This is a genomic window from Streptomyces sp. NPDC096339, from assembly GCF_044762985.1.
GTDB lineage: Bacteria > Actinomycetota > Actinomycetes > Streptomycetales > Streptomycetaceae > Streptomyces.
In genome coordinates, this window is sequence record NZ_JBIWFI010000031.1 from 1 (window position 1) to 16,934 (window position 16,934).

Below are 16,934 nucleotides of genomic sequence, written 5' to 3' on the forward strand. Positions count from 1 at the left end.
CCTGGCGGACCGGCCGGGCCCCGGAGCCGCGGATCTCCGCACTGCGCGCGGACGGTTTCGCCGTGGCCTCCGGCCCGGACCGCAGCGGCCTCGTCCCCTTCCTCCAGCGAGCAGCCGATCCGGTGCCCGCCGATGCCGAAGAGTGCGCCACGCACACCGTCGCCGCCGATGACACCAACCGGCTTCCCCGCCTGCTGACCCTGCTCGCCGGACAGGGGCCGCTGCCGGTGCCCGACGAGGCCGTGGACCTGTTCCGCTGGCGCACCGGGGTGCCGCGCCCGATCGCCGCCCTGGTCCTCGACGGATTCGCCGGCAGCGACGACTACGGTGCACACCGCAAGCTGGTCCGCTCCAAGCCGTACAAGGCCGACCAGAACACCTTCTACGCGTACGACGAGTTCCGGCGACAGCTCGGGCCGGCCGGCCGGCGCACCGTGCTCGCCGCCGCTCTGCCCGGCGACCCCGCAGAACTCTGGGCACCCGGCGGGATGACCGCGGCCGCGGAACGCATGGCCGTGGCCTGGACCCAGCTGCTCGGTGGCGCCCCGTACACCGATGACGGCAGCCATGCCGCTGCCCTCGCCGCGGACCACGGACTCCCGGAGATCTGGGCCACGGCCCTGCTCACCGGCCGCCTCAAGAAACCTCTGGAGGCCGACGGCATACAGGCCGCCGCCACCGCTGTCGCCTGGGCGCTCGCCGAACGCCCGGTAGAAGACCCCGCCGCGCAGGGTGCTCGCGTCCTGCTCGGCGGCCTTACGGACCTGCCCGCCGATCTGCTCACCGCTCTGCGCAGGCTGGCGGACCGGTCCGCCACCACCCCCGTTCCGCCTGGCCAGTACGAGACCAACCCGCTGTTCAGCGCCCCGGACCTGGTGGACGAGGTGGCGGCGGCTCTCGGCGTCAGCCGTGACGCGGCCGCCCTCCAGCTCCAGCTGCACGCTTTCGACCGCCCGGCCGACCGCACCGTCCGCCGCTGGAACTCCTGGTCCGTCGACCATTACCGCGCCGTCCGCAAGGAGCTGACCGCCGCGAAGGCCCCGCGCCCCAAACCCGCCGCCCCGGCAGAAGCCTCCGCCGCGGTCCCGGCACCCGCGCACGAGCGGTTCACCCGAGCCTGGTCGGACAGGTTCGGCACGGCCGGAAACGAAGGTGTGACGCCTTCCGATGTGGGGGTCTGATGGGTCAGGCATCACGCCGGAAGGCAGAGAGCCGCGTGCGGCCGACGGCGGTGACGGAGATCTCCGTGTCTGCGGTAGGTGTGTGAGGCGTTTTGGCTGGTAGTGGGGTCGGTGGCGCTGTGGGTTGTCGTTTTGTCGGTGAAGGTTGTTGTCGTTTCCCAGTGAAGTAGAGGCAGCCCGGGTGACGGCGGAGGGATCGGTGGGCGGGGTGATCTCGCACGGGGTGGCGTAGTACGGGATGCCGGGCGGGCTCCTGGGATCGGGCATTGCCCCGCCACCGTGGGTGATGCGATCACGGCTGCGACGGCCGCGGCCACTGAGGCCGCGCCCGTCTGACCGCCGATGGTGGCTGCGGTCTCCCTTGTGGGCTCTTGGCTCCTACTACGTGGGTGTAGGGAGGTCTGCGGGCTGTGGGGGCGTGGTGCCGGTGAAGGGGCACCGGGCGTTCTGGGGTGTTCGGGGATCGGCGGCGGAGGCTGGTGTCCCGGCGGGACGGGGGCGGCGGCCGGGCGGGTGGTCGGTGATATCGAGGGTGAGCTTGTGGGGTTGGAGGATGGTGCGGGTGCTGAAGACGGGCGTGGTGCCCGGGGTGCGGGTGATCTGGTAGCTGCTGGTGAGGGTGGCGGTGGTGATGGTCATCGCGACGGTGGCGAAGTGGGTTCCCAGGCAGGTGCGCGGTCCGCCGCCGAAGGGCATGAACGCGTACTTGGGCAGCGGATCGGCGGGGGAGCGGTCGGTCCAGCGGCTGGGGCGGAACGCGGTCGGCTGGTGGTAGTGGCGGGGGTCGCGCTGGAGGACGAAGGGGCTGACGGCGACGCGCTGCCCGGGGCGCAGGGGGTAGCCGGCGAGTTCGGTGGGCTCTTCGACGGTCCTTTCGATCAGCCACAGGGGCGGGTACAGCCGGAGTGTCTCCTTCACGACGGATTGCGTGACGGCCAGGCGCGGGACGTCGGTGGCGGTCGGGAGGCGGCCCGCGAGTTCGCGTTCGGCCTCGTCCCGTACCTGCCGGCGGATGTGGGGGTGCTGGTCGAGGAGGAGGAACAGCCAGGCGAGTGCCGCGGCGGTCGTCTCGTGGGCGGCGAACAGGTTGGCGACGATGATGCTGGTGGCTCCTTGAGGGGTGATGGCGCCTTCGTCACGGGCGGTGTTGAGCAGGTCCGCGACCACGTGCGGGGAGCCGTCGCGGTGTGTCGCCCGCCGGTGGTCGATCAGGCGGGATACCTCGGCCGCCAGGTCGCGGTTGACGCGGTGCAGGCGCCGCCCGCGCAGGACGCGCCAGCGGGCGGGCAACGGCAGTACGGGGGGCAGGAGCGCGTCCTGCAGCTGGGCCAGGAGGGCGGGAACCCTGCCGGTATCGGGCCCCAGGCAGAACTCGGCGATGAGGTGTGCGCTGAGGTCCTCCAGTGCGGGGATTGCTTCGACCGTGCCGCGCGCTCGCCAGGCCTGTGCGTGCCGGGCGGCTGTGGCCGCGAAGCGGTCCTCGGCGGCGCGCATGCTGGTGCGGTTCAGGCCGCGTCCCGCCAGGCTGCGGGCCCGCATCCATAGGGCCAGGTCCTCGGATGCTCGGCCTCCGTCGGTCTCCTCGCCCAGAAGGTCGCGGCTGATGGCATACGTGGTGTTGGTGTGCTTGAAGACCTCCTCGGCGAGGACCGGCGAGTTCGCGAGGTACAGGCCGTCGTCGACGCGTACGAGGTCGCCGTACTGCTGCTGGTGGAGCAGGAAGCCGAGCTGGTCGCGTTCGAAGGCGCGTCGGTTGCCGTGCCGCCCGGCCCCGGCGGGGCCGGGCGGCACGCGGAGCAGCGTCACGGCTACTGACCCTGTACGTAGTAGTAGTAATACGCACTGCCACGATCTGTACCGAGCGTGGTGAGCGGGCTGGTGCGCTGGATTCTCGCCCCGGAAGGGTCATTGGCCAAGGGGGCCGCGTTCGAGGCGGCGAAGGCCGATCCTCCGCCGACGAGCGCGGCGACGGCGGAGATCGCGATGAGGAGCGACTTGCGCAGGGGGATCAGGGCAGCCATGGGTGGTTCCTTTCAAAGGTGCCGGGCGGTGTTTCCGCCTGGTCTGTTGCCTCCATTCCGCCCTGGGCAGCTGCCGGGGGCACGTCACGAGGAGATGGGACATGACTTCGGCCTCCGCGTCTGGCACAATGACCCGCCCTCTACCCCGTTCCTGCCCGCCGCCCCGCCGGCCCCGGAAAACAGCGAAACCGGCTCCGAAACCACCGGAGAAGGCCGTCTGGCCTGTGTGCACGGTCCACTACCGGCGCCCATGGGCTGCACCTGGCCCCGAGCGGATGTACGGGTGCCCGTATATCCGCTCCACACCCAGAGGACCATCGAGGGAAGGAGGAGGAATGTCTGCCTCCCGGCTACGGTCTGCGCGAACTCCAGCCTCCACGCCGGCCATTGGAGCAGTCTCGGCAGCCGGCGAGTGGAGCAGGACAGAGGCCGGCCCGGACCCTGCTCAGGTTTGCCGGGTGCCAAGCAGCTTCACCGATCGTTGACATCTGTCGCCGGTCAGTGGAACTGAGCAGTCGTCATGCTTCTGACCTGGGGTCGTGCAGTTTGGCTGAGGGGGTTGACCGGCGCTGAGAGGGTCGCGCGGCAGCGGATCCGGCTGCAGGCCGTCGTTCCCGGTCTTCACCGACCTCCTCGACGGGGAGGGCCTGGCGGCGCTTGGCCGGGTGTGGCGGTGCCTAGCTCGTGGGGATGCAGGTGTAATGCATGGTGAGGGTAGTGGTGTTGGCGCCGTTCTGGATCACGAGGTAGAAGGACCCGAGGTTCTTGTCGAACGTGCCGCCCACGTGGATGTTCGCCGTTGACCCCGGCGTCAGGGTGCCGGCCGACGGGTTGACCAGTACGCCCTTGGCGTCGCCCCGCTCCGGAAGCCGGCCGCCTGTCGGCAGGGGGCGGGTGAGGGCCACTGCCCGCCAAGTGGCCTTCTGCTTGACGGGTTTCACCTTGACTCCCGCCTGGATCCCGCTGACGCAGGCGACCTTCTCGCCGTCGGACGTAGTGACGTTCTCGGGTTCGAGGGTGCCGGAGATGTAGATGTCGCCCTGGGGCGGTTCCGTCGCCGGGGACGAGTCCGGAGCCGTCGACGGGGTCTTCCCGGCGGGGGGCTTGCTCTCGTTCTTGCCTGGGCCTGGTGACTTCGCGGGGCCCTGCCCCTGCGGGTCAGGTGGCGCCCCCTCGTCCCCGATGCAGCCCGCCGTCATCGACAGCAAGCCCATGACCGCAACCGCCATGCCGACCCGAATGCGCCGTCGTCGCATGCCGACACCCCCCAGTGTGTGGTCCCGAATGGAGTGTGGCCGAAAAGAGGTGATCCTCTCAAGAAGCAGACAGCCAGGTTGAGTTCATGACTGCCCACTCGGCGTGGACCTCCCGCTGATCCACCGGGCCATGGGTGGCGTCGCCCCGGCGCGCACGACCTGCGTGCTGCTCGCGGCGCGCGAGGCGATCGTAGGGGACCGGCCGGCCCGGCGGGAGATCGGCTCTCAGCTCGCGGTCCACATCGAGCGCGGCCTGCGGGCCGCGGCACTTCGGCGACTTCCGCAGCAGCCGCGCACCCGCCCTCTACTGGAGCAGCGGAACTGGGCGCCTGTGATGGCCCACGTCGGCGACTCCGGCGAGATCGTCCTCGCGTCAAGCCCCGACCCGACCGCGGCGAACACCTTCTCCACGGTGCCCAACCAGCACGGCCGGCGTACCGGCGAACCCGTAGCCGTCTCAGCAGGGGTGCGGAGAGCGGAGGCTCCGGGCCTGGACTGGGCAGGCAGGCGACATCCTGGGGCTGGGCATGCCTCACCCCATCACAACCACGCATAGAGCGAACGGCAGGCCGATGATGCCGACGGCCATGAGGCAGCCCATCCGCCCAGACGTTTTGGAGCCGACGAGGCAGCAGAAGCCCGCCATGACGAGGGCGTAGAGAAAAAAGATCGGCCAGATCACCAGTATCGCGGCGCCCATGATGCTCCTCAGATAGGGCCCGATTCGCGTGCACACACGGAGGCCAGGCTCCGACGTGGTGTGACCCTATCCGAAAATCTTGAACGCGTTCAACAATGTTGTCGTGGTGTCTCGCGATGCGGCCTCCTTGGGGGCAGCCGCCGTCAGTACGGCCGACGCGAGAGCGTCACCTGCGGCCTCGATCCCCAGGTCCGGAAGTAGCCGCTCGGGCCTCGGACGAGGCTCGGTGCGTGGCTTGTCGCTGGGATCGGCAAGGATGGCTCCCTGAAGATCGGTGACGAGGGTGGCGGGATTTCTGCTGGCCTTGTCCTACGGGAGGATGACAACCGTGCGGGAAGTAGCACGTCACGAGGTCGGCGAGGACCGGACGGGTCGAGCACTGGAGGACATCAGGGGACGGACCTTCGGCCGCTGGCACGGACTGCGCTACAACAGCCTGTCCATCAAGGGAATTCAGGAGACGGGCGACGAGCTCTTGGACCACGTCGGCGCCCTCACCCTCCAGGATCCGCAATTGGAGGGCGTGCCGGGCCGGCTGGCCCTGCGGACGGCGGCGGAGTGCGCGCTCGGTGTGCTGACGCTCGGTACCTGCCCCGGCGGGGACTTCGAGGTCTTCTTCCCCCTCGTCGGCGAGGAACTCAGCAGCGAGGACTTCGGCTTCGGTGACGCGGTCGACCAGGCGCCCACGGCGCGGGTCTGGGTGGATGCCTTCGCCCTGAGCGTAGTCACCGGGCTGCTGTGGGAGCGGGACCGGGTGATCGGTCCGCTGCTGAGGGAGGACTACGCCCCCATGTTCCACGCGGGGCTGCCGCACTCGTCCTTGAGCTCGGTGTCCGACCCTGCCGAACTCGCCGAGATGGACGCGCTCTGCGGCTACCTCCACCTGGTGGAGACGCCGCGTTCGCCGTGGGTGGCGTCCGGGGTGCCGCCCCTGCGCAAGCCGGCGGAGGAGGAGCGCGCCACGGCTGCCGCGCGGCTCGACGCGGCGGGCCCGCAGACCCCCGACCAGCGACTGCTGCGGGTACTCCTCGACGACGATCGGTCCGCGTTCGAGCAGGCCCTGACCGGCCGTCTCCTCGAACACCGTGACAGTGCCGGTCCGGATGCCGAGCCGAGGACGCTGCTGCCGGTCACCGTCGTGGCTCTGGCGGCGCTCGCCGTACACGCACACGACTGGGAGCTGGACGTGCGCTCCGGCTACCTGCCGACGAGCCTGCTGCGCGCCCCCGGCCAGTAGGGGCGCGCGGTACTCCAGCCGTAGTTCGTGATCTCAATCGGGAGGGGCGCCGAGGAAACAGGTGGCCAGCGTCGATCGCCTGGACGAGATCGACCACGCCATCGGGGGCGTCCGATTCTTCTCCGCCTACCCGAGTCCACCGAGATGGAGGGCATCCTCAATCTCGCTGAGCTTCGCGGAGGACAGGACGCCCGCTCGCTCGATCAGGTCGTCCCGGGACACTGTGGTCAGCCACGTGCAAGGGGCAAAGCCTGGACGCGGGAACGCGATCCGCAGCACGCCTTCAAAGGGCAGTCCGTCCCTGGCGCCTACTGTCACTTCGACGCCCAGGCCGCTGATGTCGACGCCCGCCGGAGCGACGACCTGCATCACCTCTATCCCGGACGCGTCGTCTCCCGACAGCAGTACGACCGGCCGCCGTTCGTCGAACGCGACCCACCAGACTTCGCCACGTTGCACATGTCCTCCTGACACAGGACGGCAGGTGGACGCTGCGCGACCCTGACGCGTTGGGGAGACGGGTGCGGCCATCGTTAATCATCGGTGGGTGAAGACTGAAGATCATCCGATGGCCGCAGGTCACAGCGTAGACCCTGGCCGCTGGTAGGAGTCCTTCCAGTCTGGCAAGGGCCTGGCCGGACTGGAGGAACACCAGGTCAGACGCTGGACGTCCTGGGACCGCTGGGTCACCCTCGCGATGCTCGCCCATGCCCTCCTCGCCGTTGTCCGTGCCGACGAGCACGCCCGCCACCCGAAGCCGGACGAGCTGATACCGCTCACCTGCAACGAGATCCAGCGCCTGTTCAACGCGCTCGTCGTCCGGCTCGTCGACGACACGGCCCACCGGGTTGTCTCGTCCCATTGGCGACGCCGCCACCAGGCACGATCCCAGGCCAGCCACTACCAGCGTTCACCCGCCGCCGGGACGCCAACGACTACGCTGGCTCGCTCTCGGCCGCGCACCAGGGACTTCTCGCAGCCGAGGAGAACGAGATGTTGCACCGGTACATCTTCCCGGGCCGCCACGCTGCCAGAGGCCTGCGCCCTTCGCGAAGCTGCTGCGCGGCTGGCCCGCAGCAATGAAGCCCTTGGCGGGGGAGTGGACATGGAAGCGGAGACGGCCCAGCTGCTGAGTACGCTGCTGCAGGCAGACGTGGTATCCCTTCGCCGCCCGGCCGTCCCACGGCGTTCTCCGTCTGCTGCCAGGGAGAGTACTCACCCCATGACGTGTTCAGGAGCGGCGCGCTCCCGCGCAGGCGGCCCGGTGTGCCCGCTCACCCGTCGCCGGCGACCAGCGGCCGACGACGCCGGGTTCGCCCTGCGGTGAGGGTTCCCGCGCCCGGTCGGCGCGGGGACCCAGGCGTTGCCCGGACGGCGGGGTCAGAACACCTCGCCGTCCGTCTTCAGTTCCAGGCGGACATTGGTGTCGGCCGTGCCGTTGTTCGTCACGCAGGCCGTGTAGTAGCCGGCGCCGGGGAACGTGCCCCACACCGTACGCAGGTCGGCGGCCCAGTTGGTGACCAGGCCCGGGGAGCCGGTGCCGGGGACCGTCACACCGTTGTACTGGAGCTTGAACTTCGCCCCCTGCCCGGTGGCCCGGCCGTCGGCGCGGACCTGGTACGAGGCGTACTGCTGGACGCAGCGCTGCTCGCCCGGGTGGAGTGTGCCGCCGAAGAACTGGCTGGCCGAGGCCGGCCCGGCGGCGCTGAGCAGCGCGGCGGCGCAGGCCGTGGCGACGGAGGCGGCTGCGGTGAGCCGGACGCCGATCCGGCGGCGGGACGTGGTGGTTGCGGGCGTGGACATGGCGATCCCCTCCTGATGGTGTGTGTGGCCCGACCGGGCCCGTGCGCGGCAGGTGGCTGCGGCCGGCGCCGCATCCCCTGTGCCCCGGGTCTGGCTCTCCCCGGGCACTCCTCACCGTAGGAGCGGTCGCCATCCGTCCGACACGCCGGAAAATGACCGACTTCCGTTCAGATCACGCTCGTTGCGCCCCCTCCCCGTCCATCCGGTGGTATTACCGTCCCGTGGGGGGACAGCAGGTATCGCAGCGGATGGCCGACCGCTTCGCCGCGGCGCGGGCCAGGGTGTTCGTGGGGCGGCAGGCGGAGGTGGCGGAGTTCCGCCGGATCCTGGCCGAGGGGTGCGGCGCCGTGGTTCACGTCCACGGCTCGGCGGGGATCGGGAAGTCGACGCTGCTGCACCATTTCGCGTGGCTGGCCGGCAGCGCCGGGCGGCAGGTGACCGTGCTGGTACATGAGCCGGCCGCCGATCCGCCCCTTCCCCGGATCGCGCCCGGCAGCCTCGTCGTGGTTGACGTGCCCGGCGCCGTCCCAGCCGCCGAGCAGCTGCTCGCGCACGTCCCCGACAACGCCGTGCTGGTCCTCGCCGACCGCGAGCCGCCGCCGCTGGCCTGGCGGACCGACCCGGCCTGGCTCGGCCTGCTGCGCCCGATGCCGCTGACTCCGCTGGATCCGGCGGAGAGCGCCGAACTCCTCGCGCGGCGCGGCGTACCCGAGGTGGAGCATCCGCACATACTGGCGTTCACGCACGGGCACCCGCTGGCGCTCGCCCTCATGGCCGACGTACGCGTGCACGGTGCGCGCGGCGGCACCGGTCCGGCGTCGCCGCCCCGCGTGGTGAACACCCTGCTCGCCGCGCTGCTCGACGTGGTGCCGAGCCCGCAGCACCGGGCCGCCCTGGAGGCCTACGCGCAGGTGCTGGTCACGACCGAGCCGCTGCTCGCCGCGCTGGTCGGGGTGCCGGACGCCAGCGGCCTGTTCGAGTGGCTGTGCACACTGTCGGTCACCGAGTACGGCAGCCGCGGGATCCGCCCGCACGACCTGGCCCGCTCCGTCCTCGACGCCGAACTCGGCTGGCGTCACCCGGCCCGCCGTGCGGAGCTGCGCCGCCGGGCGAGCGCGTACTACCAGCAGCTGTTCACCGACGGCGAGGATCGGGCCCGGCAGCGCACCGTCCTGGCCGACTTCGCCTACCTGCACCGGGACAGTCCGCTGGTGGGACCGCTCCTGGCGCCGGTCACCGCGGCGGGCACCGCCCCCGCCGGCCTGGACGCGCTCTCCATCGCCCCGGCCGCGGCGTCCGACCTCCCGGGCCTCCTGGCGATGGCCGAACGCCACGAGGGTCCCGGCTCCGCCCGGCTGCTCGCCACCTGGTGGGGGCACCCGGCCACCACCTGGGCAACCGTACGGGCCGAGCCGGACCCGGATCCGGCCGGCTTCTACGTCCTGCTCGGCCTCCGTCCCGAGGACCTCGATGACGCGGCCGTCACCGCAGACCCGGCGGCCGCGGCCGCCGCCGGCTGGCTGGCGCGGCACGGCGGACTGCGCGCGGGGGAACGGGCCCTGCTGGTGCGGGCCTGGCTGGCTCGGGACACGTACCAGGACGTGTCCGCCGTCCAGACCTTGATCACACTGCGGCTGACGCACCACTATCTGGCCGCGGACCAGCGGCCGGCACTCACGCTGCTGCCGTTCGCCGACCCGGGGTTCTGGGCGGACGGCTGCGCGTACACGGACTTCGAGCGGCTGCACGAGGCCGACTTCACCGTGGGCGGCCGTACGTACGGGACGTTCGTGCACGACTGGCGCCGTACACCGCCACTGGCGTGGCTGGGGCTGCTGTGCGAGCGGGAGTCGGCGGCCGACCCGCTGGCGGTGGCCCCGCCCGCAGAGGCGGCCGGCGGGCTTCGGGTGCTCGACGCGGAGACCTTCGCCGCCGGGGTACGGGAGGCCCTGCGCGGCCTGGGCCGCGCAGGCGGGCTGCGCGGCTGCGTCCTGCTGCGCTCCCGGTCCGTCGCTGCCCGCGCCGGGGCCGGGGCGGAACCGGATGACCGGGCCGCCGCCCTGTCAGCCCTCCTGAAGGAGACCGCCGCCGCCCTCGGCGAAGCCCCCCGGGACCGACGCGCCCACCGCGCCCTGCACCACACGTACTTCAGTCCGGCCGGCACCCAACAACGCGCCGCGGACCTCTTGGGCCTGCCGATGTCGACTTACCGCCGGCACCTCGCCGTGGGGATGGAGCGGCTGACGGAGGAGCTGTGGCGGCGGGAGCTGGACAGCTGAGAGGGATGAACGGAGGAGGTCACGAAGACCAGGCTGTGCGGCGCATCGCCACCCGGGTGGCCGATCTCCCGTCCAGGGGAGCCTGATCGGGCGGCTCCGGCCTCGCCTGCCGGGGCCTGTTGCCGGGTATCCCCGGGCGTCTTCGCCGAAGGAGTGCGCAGGGCCGTGCGGGGCCGTACCCGCGGACGTCGCGGCGCGATCCGCTTGACCAGCACGACATCTCCGGGACGCAGTACGTCCCAACGGTAGGTGTGCGAAGCGCACGCCAGCCTGCGGCTTCGCACCGTCCCAAGAGACAGGCCTGACCCTGCCCGACCTCGCGGTGGCAGAACGACCCTGCGGCGCCATAACTGATGGTTTCAAAATGAGATCCGGGGCAGCGAAGACATACACGCTGCAGCCGGTTGAGGAGTGGGCCTGTCCGGCCTGCCTCATGCAGTCCTGTCTCACGGCCTGCCCCATGACAGCCGGCAGCTGCACAAACCTGCCCGTTCGGCCTGGGTGCCGTGCATAGTGTGCTCATGGAGCGATTCGTGGGTCAGGCCCGCCTCGAATGGTGGGCCAATCACGAGACGTGCCTTGAGGAGTACGGCATCGACCTCACCGTCGCTGTCGACGCGGGCGGCACGTGGCGGGCAACCGGTCGGCATGCCAATGCCCTCGACGCGACCCAGCGGGAGGGTTGGGACTTCCTGATGGAGATGGACCCTTGCTTCTCCGTTGCGTTTCCCGGCGAGGACAGCCCCGGGATCTTGGTGAGAGTCTTCGAGGCGGAGGATGGAACCCTCACGCTCACGGAGGTGCCGGACGGGGAAATTCGGTGAACACCGCCTTCGACCTCACTGATCTTTCAGAAGGAAGTTCGGAGACGGCGGAGGCGTATGAGGCTGCAGGCGAGTTCGAGCGGCCCGTGGTGCAGGTCCGCGCGTCGTTCTTGGGTGTCCCGGTCGGATCGGTGGAGATCGACTACAAGCGGCAGGGCGGCGTGACCACGGTCCCGCTGTACTCGGCGGAGTCCGTCGCCCTGCTCCCGGTAGTCCGGCCCTCGGTCGACTGGCGGGCGGTGTACGCCGCCTCCGCGGGCGCCCGTTCCCCGCTCGCCGCCCTCGGCCCGGTTGTCCCGGGCCGGGACTGGGTGCTGTTGGCGGAGGTGGCGCGGGTTGGGCGTGCCGCGGTAGTGAACTGGCGCCGCCGTCACGCCGACTTCCCCGCCCCGGCCGGCGGCACGGACGTGCATCCCCAGTTCGACCGCACGGCGGTGGTCGCTTGGCTGCTCGCCCACGACAAGATCGAGGTTCCAGTCGGCATGCCGTCTGCCTTGCTGGTCGTGGTCGGTGCCGGGCGCCGTACGTCTCGGTTCCCGCTCGATGGCCCGCATCTGGTCCTGGCCGATGATGACCGCCACGGGCCACCCGCACGATGATCCTGGGCAACGGGGCGGTGTGCGTCGCGGAGCGGACGATGCGCGTCTACCGCCCCCACACGGTGTGCTGAACCCGGTTCCCGGTTGGATCCTGAGATCGGCATGGTTTTGTCGGTGCGGTTCGGCGGGTTGGAGTACGTGACAGCAGCGCATGGCCTCCTGCGCTGCTCTGTCTCCGCCCCGGGTGAGACAGGGGCGAGTGATCGCTCCCCTGTCTCCGCAGTCCGCTGGAAGATCGCGTACCCCCCCCGGATGTTGTCGGGAGGTGCTGCCGCATGTGACGTCGGATGACGGGGTGTGTCCGCAGTTCCTTGCGGATGTGGAGCGGTACCGGGACCGGCTGGCGGAGCGGATCGAGGGTCTGAGGGGTCAGCAGGCGGCCCTTGACGGATTCCTCGAGGCATCCCGGAGGAACCCCGCGTGAGAGCGGTGTTGACCTTGTCGTATGCGTGAGGCTTTTACGGTCGGCCCATGGAAATGACCGAGCGGCACATTACCGAGCAGTCGCAGACCGTACAGGTCCAGAGCTCTCACGAGGGTCCGAAAGACCTGACCCTCATACGCGGCTACCCCCTGTACATCCCGGGTAAGAATGAGTACCTGATCCGGGTCGGGGCGGCGGGCGTCAACTTCGCGGATGTCATGCAGGCCCACGGCGACTACGAGGGCGGCCCGACAGCTCCTTACATCGCCGGCTTCGAAGCGGCAGGCGAGATCATGGCCGTCGGCCAGGGGACCGAAAACCCGCTTCCGACGGGCACCCGCGTCGTCGGGTCGGGCTACGGGGCGTCCGCGCAGTACATGCTGATGCCGTCGGCGGGGGTGCTTCCCGTTCCCCCGGGTTGGAGTGATGCGCAGTCCCTCGGCCTCGTCATCAACTGGGCGACCGCGCTGGCGGCCCAGATGCTGGGCGAGATCAAGCGGGGCGAGACGGTTCTGATCCACGCTGCAGCCGGCGGGGTCGGCCAGGCCGCTGTGCGCCTGGCGCGCCACTACGGCGCCACCGTCATCGCCACGGCCTCACCCGCTCGACTTCAGATACCTCTGGTTGATCACCTGGAAGAGGGCCGAAGCGCCGTAGCGGGTGCTGCTTGCCTCCTGACCTCATTGTCGGTGGCCAGTGCGACGATCCCCAGACGATCGCGCGAGGAGAGATATGGGCACCTGGGACATCGGCCCCTTCGACAATGACACCGCCGCCGATTTTGCCGGCGACCTGGACGAGGCAACCATGGAAGAACGTGAGTCCATGATCCGAAGAGTCCTCAAACGCGCCGCCGACCCTGCGGACTACCTGATCACCCCCGACGCCGAGCGAGCGGTTGCCGCAGCGGCCCTGGTGGTCGCACAGCATCCTGACGGCGAGCCCGCCTGCTCGAACTACGGCCCATCGGAGCCGCTGCCGGAGTTGCCGACAGACCTTCGGACGCTCGCCGTCGAAGCCCTGGACCGAGTAGTCGACGAGCGGTCTGAAATCGCCGAGCTGTGGGACGAGGCCATGAACGGGCCGAGATGGCGCCAAGACATCACCCGCCTCCGCGACGTCCTCGACTCTCCGATCCCGCCACAAGAGGAAGCCCTCTTCCAGCTATGACCGGTGACCCACAGTCATGGATCACAGAAGTTGAGCCAGAGCCACAACCCGTGAACAGAGCCACCAGGCCGTGCTGCGCCCTCTGACGCGCAGCCGGTCCGCTTCTCCGTATGAGCGGGCCCGCCTCGCCGCCGGCGTCCTGCGGGAGCAGAACGATGCGTCGAACCCAACTCCGCCTGCTTCGAGTCGTGAACTTCCGCCAGGGGGACGAGGTGGTATGTCGATCTTCCCGGGGCCGGAACCGTGGATTTCTGGTGGTCGTAGTAGGACCACCACACGCCGCCGATGAGCTGGCAGTCCCCGCTGACCTGCAGAGGCTCCATGGCCTCAGTGATCAGCAGGCCCTTATCGGCGTTGCGGCCGTTCTTGTCCTCCCCCTGCGGATACGCCGTCCGCATATCCCCTCATCCGCATGAGCAGGATCAGCAGGATCAGGCAACAAAGGCCAGGGCAGCGGCCATCACGCTGCGCCGAAAAATCCTGATCATGAATCAAGTGGACCGCTGCTGGCGCCACGTGCCCACGCGCCCTCGCCGGCTGGCTACCTCGGCTTGTCCGGTCAGCAGCTCTTGGTGGGCTCGATCCTCTCGACCCAGGCGGCGGGAAGGGAGATGGTCTGCGTGACTGGCCCGTCAGTCACGCGGAGTGCGATGTGCTGGGGCGGGGGGTCGGTGGCGATGGTGCCACACAGGGACGCCTTGGCTGTGGTCTGGCCGTTCTGACGGTAGGTCACCGTCACCGGGGCGGTCACCGGCTTCTTCGGCGGGCCGAGCCACACCAGCCCGAGCGAGACGATCAGGCAGGCCAGCGACCCGAGGGCGGCGCCCACCGCGATCCACAGACGTTGTGCGACGGTGCTCACAGCCTTCCGGCCCTTGGTTTCGTACCACCGGATGAGCTTGTCGTCCGTCGAGACGTCTTGGCCCTTGCTGATACGCAGCCAGCCGAATGCCGCGGCGTAGCCGAGCACGATCGACAAGGCCGCCAGGAGGGCGCCGGCCACGAGGGTGGCGAAGAGCCAGTTCCGCACGTCATCGGAGACGTCCTTCACGGTGTCCTTGCCCACGACGGCGCCTGCGATGGCGAAGAGTCCGTAGAGGGCGGCGAGCCCCGGCAGCCACTTCTCCGCCAGGGTGCGCGCGGATGTGAGCTCGGCGGAGACCGGGGATTCCAGTTCCAGCGCTGCTTGGGCCACGAGCGGGTCGACATCAGCGGACAGCCGCCAGCCCTGGCCGTCTGGCTCGACGGCCGCCATCCACCGTCGTCCGCAGCCTGTCCGGACCCTTGCAGGACGTCCGGGGTGCTCCGTGTGGCAGTGGCATCGGAACCGGCGAGTGGTGCGTGTCGCGGGATCCGGTGCGGCCTCGGCGGCCTCGGCTCCGGGCTCTACATCGGGTACCAACATCTGCGCGGTCTGGTGCCTGCACGCCGGACAGGGACCGCTGGCAGTGAATCCGCCGCCCGGCACCGGGACGGCATGCCATGCATCGAGGACTTCCTGGTCGGCTTGGACTGCCACGTCTTCTTTGTATTCGATGGTCTCTGCTGCCATTTTGGAATTATGCGACGGTATATGACTTGATGTCAGGGAAGGTGACGCTGTGTGCCAGATGGACTGTGAGTACTTCACCGTTGTGGGCCCGGGAAACGTCCTGCAGGAGGTGGCGGCGGGCTGGGAACGGTTTGCCACCCCCGGTCGGTATGGGGTGTATGCGGTGAAGCTTCGCCGGCTCGGCGACTACTACGAAGGCTTCTCACCGGACTGCCCTGGGGTTCTGATCGCGTACACCCGGGAGCCCGTGGGCGGTATTGCCGCCGACATGCTGCAGGCCGAGCTGGCGGCGCTCCCTGTGGTGTGCGAGCCGGGTTATCAGTTCCAGGCCGCCTCGATCGGTCCGGGTTCGTCCTCGGGCGGGGCGGAGCCGACGGCCGTCTTCGATCAGCAGAACATCAACGTGGTGCTGAACAACCTGGGCGTCGGGGCAGCCGGGAAGGTCGCCGTCCTGGATTCAGGTGCGCCGTCCGGGCTCGGCCAGATGATCGACTTCCTCGGCGCAGCGCCGCTCGACAAGACTGCCGCCGACCCGTTCGGGCACGCCACCGCAGTCATCGGTCTCATCAGGGAACTTCGGCCGAACGCCGATGTGATTCCCGTGCGCGTCCTGGACGACAAAGGGCTGGCCGACTCCTTCGCGGTCTTCCTGGCCCTCGCGTTCTGCCTCTGGGACTCCCCACACCGCCCCGATATCGTCAACGCGAGCCTGACCACCCTCGCCGCGCCTCCTTGTGCGTCCTCGCTGGGCGGAAGCCTCGCCTACGTGGCCGATCTCTGCGCTGCCGCCGGCGCCGGCGGCAACAAACCACTGCCACCGCTGGTGACCGCCGCGGGCAACGCGCCCAACCCGCGCGTCCAGTACCCCGCTCTCCTGCCCCACGCCACCGTCGTGAAGGCAACCGACTTCAGTGGCGCCGACGCCCCCTACAACATCACCAACTTCTCGGGGGTCACGGGAACGATCGCATACGCCTACGGAGGAACAAAGGCAGATCCGTTCGGCACACTGACCGACGCCGCGGGCAACACGAAGGACATTTTCGGAACCTCGTATGCAGCAGCCGTCCACACCGCCTCGCTCCTGAGCGCTTGAAGGCGTCCAAACCCTTTGGCCGGGATCGCCTTCCAAGGCTGCACCGCCGACTCGCCCGTCAGTACGACCACCGCCCCGACACCCCCGCCTCCCGCGTCTACTGGGCCTCCATCGCGAACATGGCCCGCCGCCTCACCACACCGAGTCCAGCCTGGCTCGACACCCTCGGACTGGCCACACGATGGGGATCTGCCATGCCTCCTTCGCTGCGACAGCAGCAGGACCGCCAGGCCCAGCATCGCCTGGCGGTCCTGCGCCACGCTGAGGAAGCCACCGGGAACGTTGCACTGGCCTGCCGCTACTACAACATCAGCCGCACGTGTTTCTACAAGTGGCAGCACCGATACCAGGACGAGGGCATCGGAGGCCTGCGGGATCGGTCCAGTAAGCCACACCACTGTCCCCGCGCCACCGAGGCCGACGTCGTCAACAAGATCGTCTACCTGCGACGGCACTACCACTTCGGTCCGATGAAGATCAAGATGTACCTCAAGTGGTACCACGACATCGACATCGCCTGTTCGGCCGTCTACAGGATCCTCAAGAGGCTCGGCATGAACCGGCTGCCGGCCTCCCAGTGCTACAAGCGAGCCTCTTCCCGGAGGGGACCTCCGTACACCCATACGACGCTGCCCCAGCCCGGGGCCGCTGTCGTGTGGAGCGGGGCAGACAGGCGAACGGCATCACGGTGCAACGCCGCCCGTCCCACCCGTCCGGCGCAGCCTCCCGGAAAACTTCTGCGTCGGAGAATCGCCCTGGGCGGGAGCGGGAGAGGTGCGTGCGGTTCGCTCC

14 protein-coding genes and 3 pseudogenes are annotated in these 16,934 nt (G+C 69.8%); 10 read left to right on the forward strand and 7 right to left on the reverse strand.

The window, feature by feature from the left end:
- Nucleotides 1-1,181: pseudogene (locus tag ACIQ5Y_RS29885) on the forward strand (hypothetical protein); the annotation flags it as partial.
- A gap of 381 nt (nt 1,182-1,562) precedes the next feature.
- On the opposite strand, the gene ACIQ5Y_RS29890 reads toward ACIQ5Y_RS29885, so the two are convergent.
- The 4 genes from ACIQ5Y_RS29890 to ACIQ5Y_RS29905 all read right to left on the reverse strand — a co-directional run bounded on the left by ACIQ5Y_RS29890 (nt 1,563) and on the right by ACIQ5Y_RS29905 (nt 5,158).
- Complete coding sequence (locus ACIQ5Y_RS29890) at nt 1,563-2,987, reverse strand: cytochrome P450 (protein ID WP_403887194.1); 1,425 nt, start codon at nt 2,985-2,987, stop codon at nt 1,563-1,565.
- Between the two features lie 2 nt (nt 2,988-2,989).
- Nucleotides 2,990-3,202 (reverse strand): hypothetical protein, encoded by a 213-nt coding sequence (locus ACIQ5Y_RS29895; RefSeq protein ID WP_403887197.1) that lies wholly within the window; start codon nt 3,200-3,202, stop codon nt 2,990-2,992.
- Nucleotides 3,203-3,879: 677 nt separating this feature from the next.
- A complete protein-coding gene (locus ACIQ5Y_RS29900) occupies nt 3,880-4,458 on the reverse strand; it encodes a hypothetical protein (RefSeq protein ID WP_403887201.1) in 579 nt (192 codons plus the stop codon).
- Between the two features lie 532 nt (nt 4,459-4,990).
- On the reverse strand, nt 4,991-5,158 hold the full coding sequence (locus ACIQ5Y_RS29905; RefSeq protein WP_403887203.1) for a hypothetical protein: 168 nt from the start codon (nt 5,156-5,158) through the stop codon (nt 4,991-4,993).
- 319 nt (nt 5,159-5,477) lie between these two features.
- Here ACIQ5Y_RS29905 and ACIQ5Y_RS29910 point away from each other — a divergent pair, with 319 nt between their 5' ends.
- On the forward strand, nt 5,478-6,395 hold the full coding sequence (locus ACIQ5Y_RS29910) for an immunity 49 family protein (protein WP_403887205.1): 918 nt from the start codon (nt 5,478-5,480) through the stop codon (nt 6,393-6,395).
- 126 nt (nt 6,396-6,521) lie between these two features.
- Here the strand turns inward: ACIQ5Y_RS29910 and ACIQ5Y_RS29915 are convergent, their stop codons facing one another.
- Nucleotides 6,522-6,854, reverse strand: a complete 333-nt coding sequence (locus ACIQ5Y_RS29915; RefSeq protein WP_403887208.1) for a type II toxin-antitoxin system PemK/MazF family toxin — start codon at nt 6,852-6,854, stop codon at nt 6,522-6,524.
- Nucleotides 6,855-7,002: 148 nt separating this feature from the next.
- Between ACIQ5Y_RS29915 and ACIQ5Y_RS29920 the strand changes: the two are divergent.
- Nucleotides 7,003-7,314 (forward strand): annotated as a pseudogene (locus tag ACIQ5Y_RS29920) (IS701 family transposase); the annotation flags it as partial.
- A 461-nt stretch (nt 7,315-7,775) separates the two neighbouring features.
- Here ACIQ5Y_RS29920 and ACIQ5Y_RS29925 read toward each other — a convergent pair.
- Entirely contained in the window at nt 7,776-8,198 is a 423-nt protein-coding gene (locus tag ACIQ5Y_RS29925; RefSeq protein ID WP_403887211.1) for a hypothetical protein, read from the reverse strand.
- 221 nt (nt 8,199-8,419) lie between these two features.
- Here ACIQ5Y_RS29925 and ACIQ5Y_RS29930 point away from each other — a divergent pair, with 221 nt between their 5' ends.
- The 5 genes from ACIQ5Y_RS29930 (at nt 8,420) to ACIQ5Y_RS29950 (ending at nt 13,494) form a co-directional block, all read left to right on the forward strand.
- Entirely contained in the window at nt 8,420-10,477 is a 2,058-nt protein-coding gene (locus tag ACIQ5Y_RS29930; RefSeq protein ID WP_403887214.1) for a hypothetical protein, read from the forward strand.
- Between the two features lie 521 nt (nt 10,478-10,998).
- Nucleotides 10,999-11,301: a hypothetical protein gene (locus tag ACIQ5Y_RS29935; protein ID WP_403887217.1), complete on the forward strand. Its 303-nt coding sequence runs from the start codon at nt 10,999-11,001 to the stop codon at nt 11,299-11,301.
- The gene (locus ACIQ5Y_RS29940; protein ID WP_403887220.1) at nt 11,298-11,900 is read left to right on the forward strand and encodes a hypothetical protein; all 603 of its coding nucleotides are present in this window, start codon (nt 11,298-11,300) and stop codon (nt 11,898-11,900) included. Before ACIQ5Y_RS29935 ends, ACIQ5Y_RS29940 begins: the two co-directional genes overlap by 4 nt.
- Nucleotides 11,901-12,371: 471 nt before the next feature.
- Nucleotides 12,372-13,091, forward strand: a complete 720-nt coding sequence (locus ACIQ5Y_RS29945) for an alcohol dehydrogenase catalytic domain-containing protein (protein ID WP_403887223.1) — start codon at nt 12,372-12,374, stop codon at nt 13,089-13,091.
- Nucleotides 13,057-13,494 (forward strand): DUF4259 domain-containing protein, encoded by a 438-nt coding sequence (locus tag ACIQ5Y_RS29950; protein WP_403887226.1) that lies wholly within the window; start codon nt 13,057-13,059, stop codon nt 13,492-13,494. The genes ACIQ5Y_RS29945 and ACIQ5Y_RS29950 overlap by 35 nt, the downstream gene beginning before the upstream one ends.
- A 559-nt stretch (nt 13,495-14,053) precedes the next feature.
- On the opposite strand, the gene ACIQ5Y_RS29955 is transcribed toward ACIQ5Y_RS29950, so the two are convergent.
- The gene (locus tag ACIQ5Y_RS29955) at nt 14,054-14,749 is read right to left on the reverse strand and encodes a hypothetical protein (RefSeq protein WP_403887229.1); all 696 of its coding nucleotides are present in this window, start codon (nt 14,747-14,749) and stop codon (nt 14,054-14,056) included.
- Nucleotides 14,750-15,095: 346 nt separating this feature from the next.
- On the opposite strand from ACIQ5Y_RS29955, the gene ACIQ5Y_RS29960 reads away from it, so the two are divergent.
- Both ACIQ5Y_RS29960 and ACIQ5Y_RS29965 read left to right on the forward strand, forming a co-directional pair.
- Nucleotides 15,096-16,142, forward strand: a complete 1,047-nt coding sequence (locus tag ACIQ5Y_RS29960) for a S8/S53 family peptidase (protein ID WP_403887232.1) — start codon at nt 15,096-15,098, stop codon at nt 16,140-16,142.
- A 194-nt stretch (nt 16,143-16,336) separates the two neighbouring features.
- Nucleotides 16,337-16,672, forward strand: a pseudogene (locus ACIQ5Y_RS29965) (helix-turn-helix domain-containing protein); the annotation flags it as partial.
- Nucleotides 16,673-16,934 lie beyond the last annotated feature (262 nt).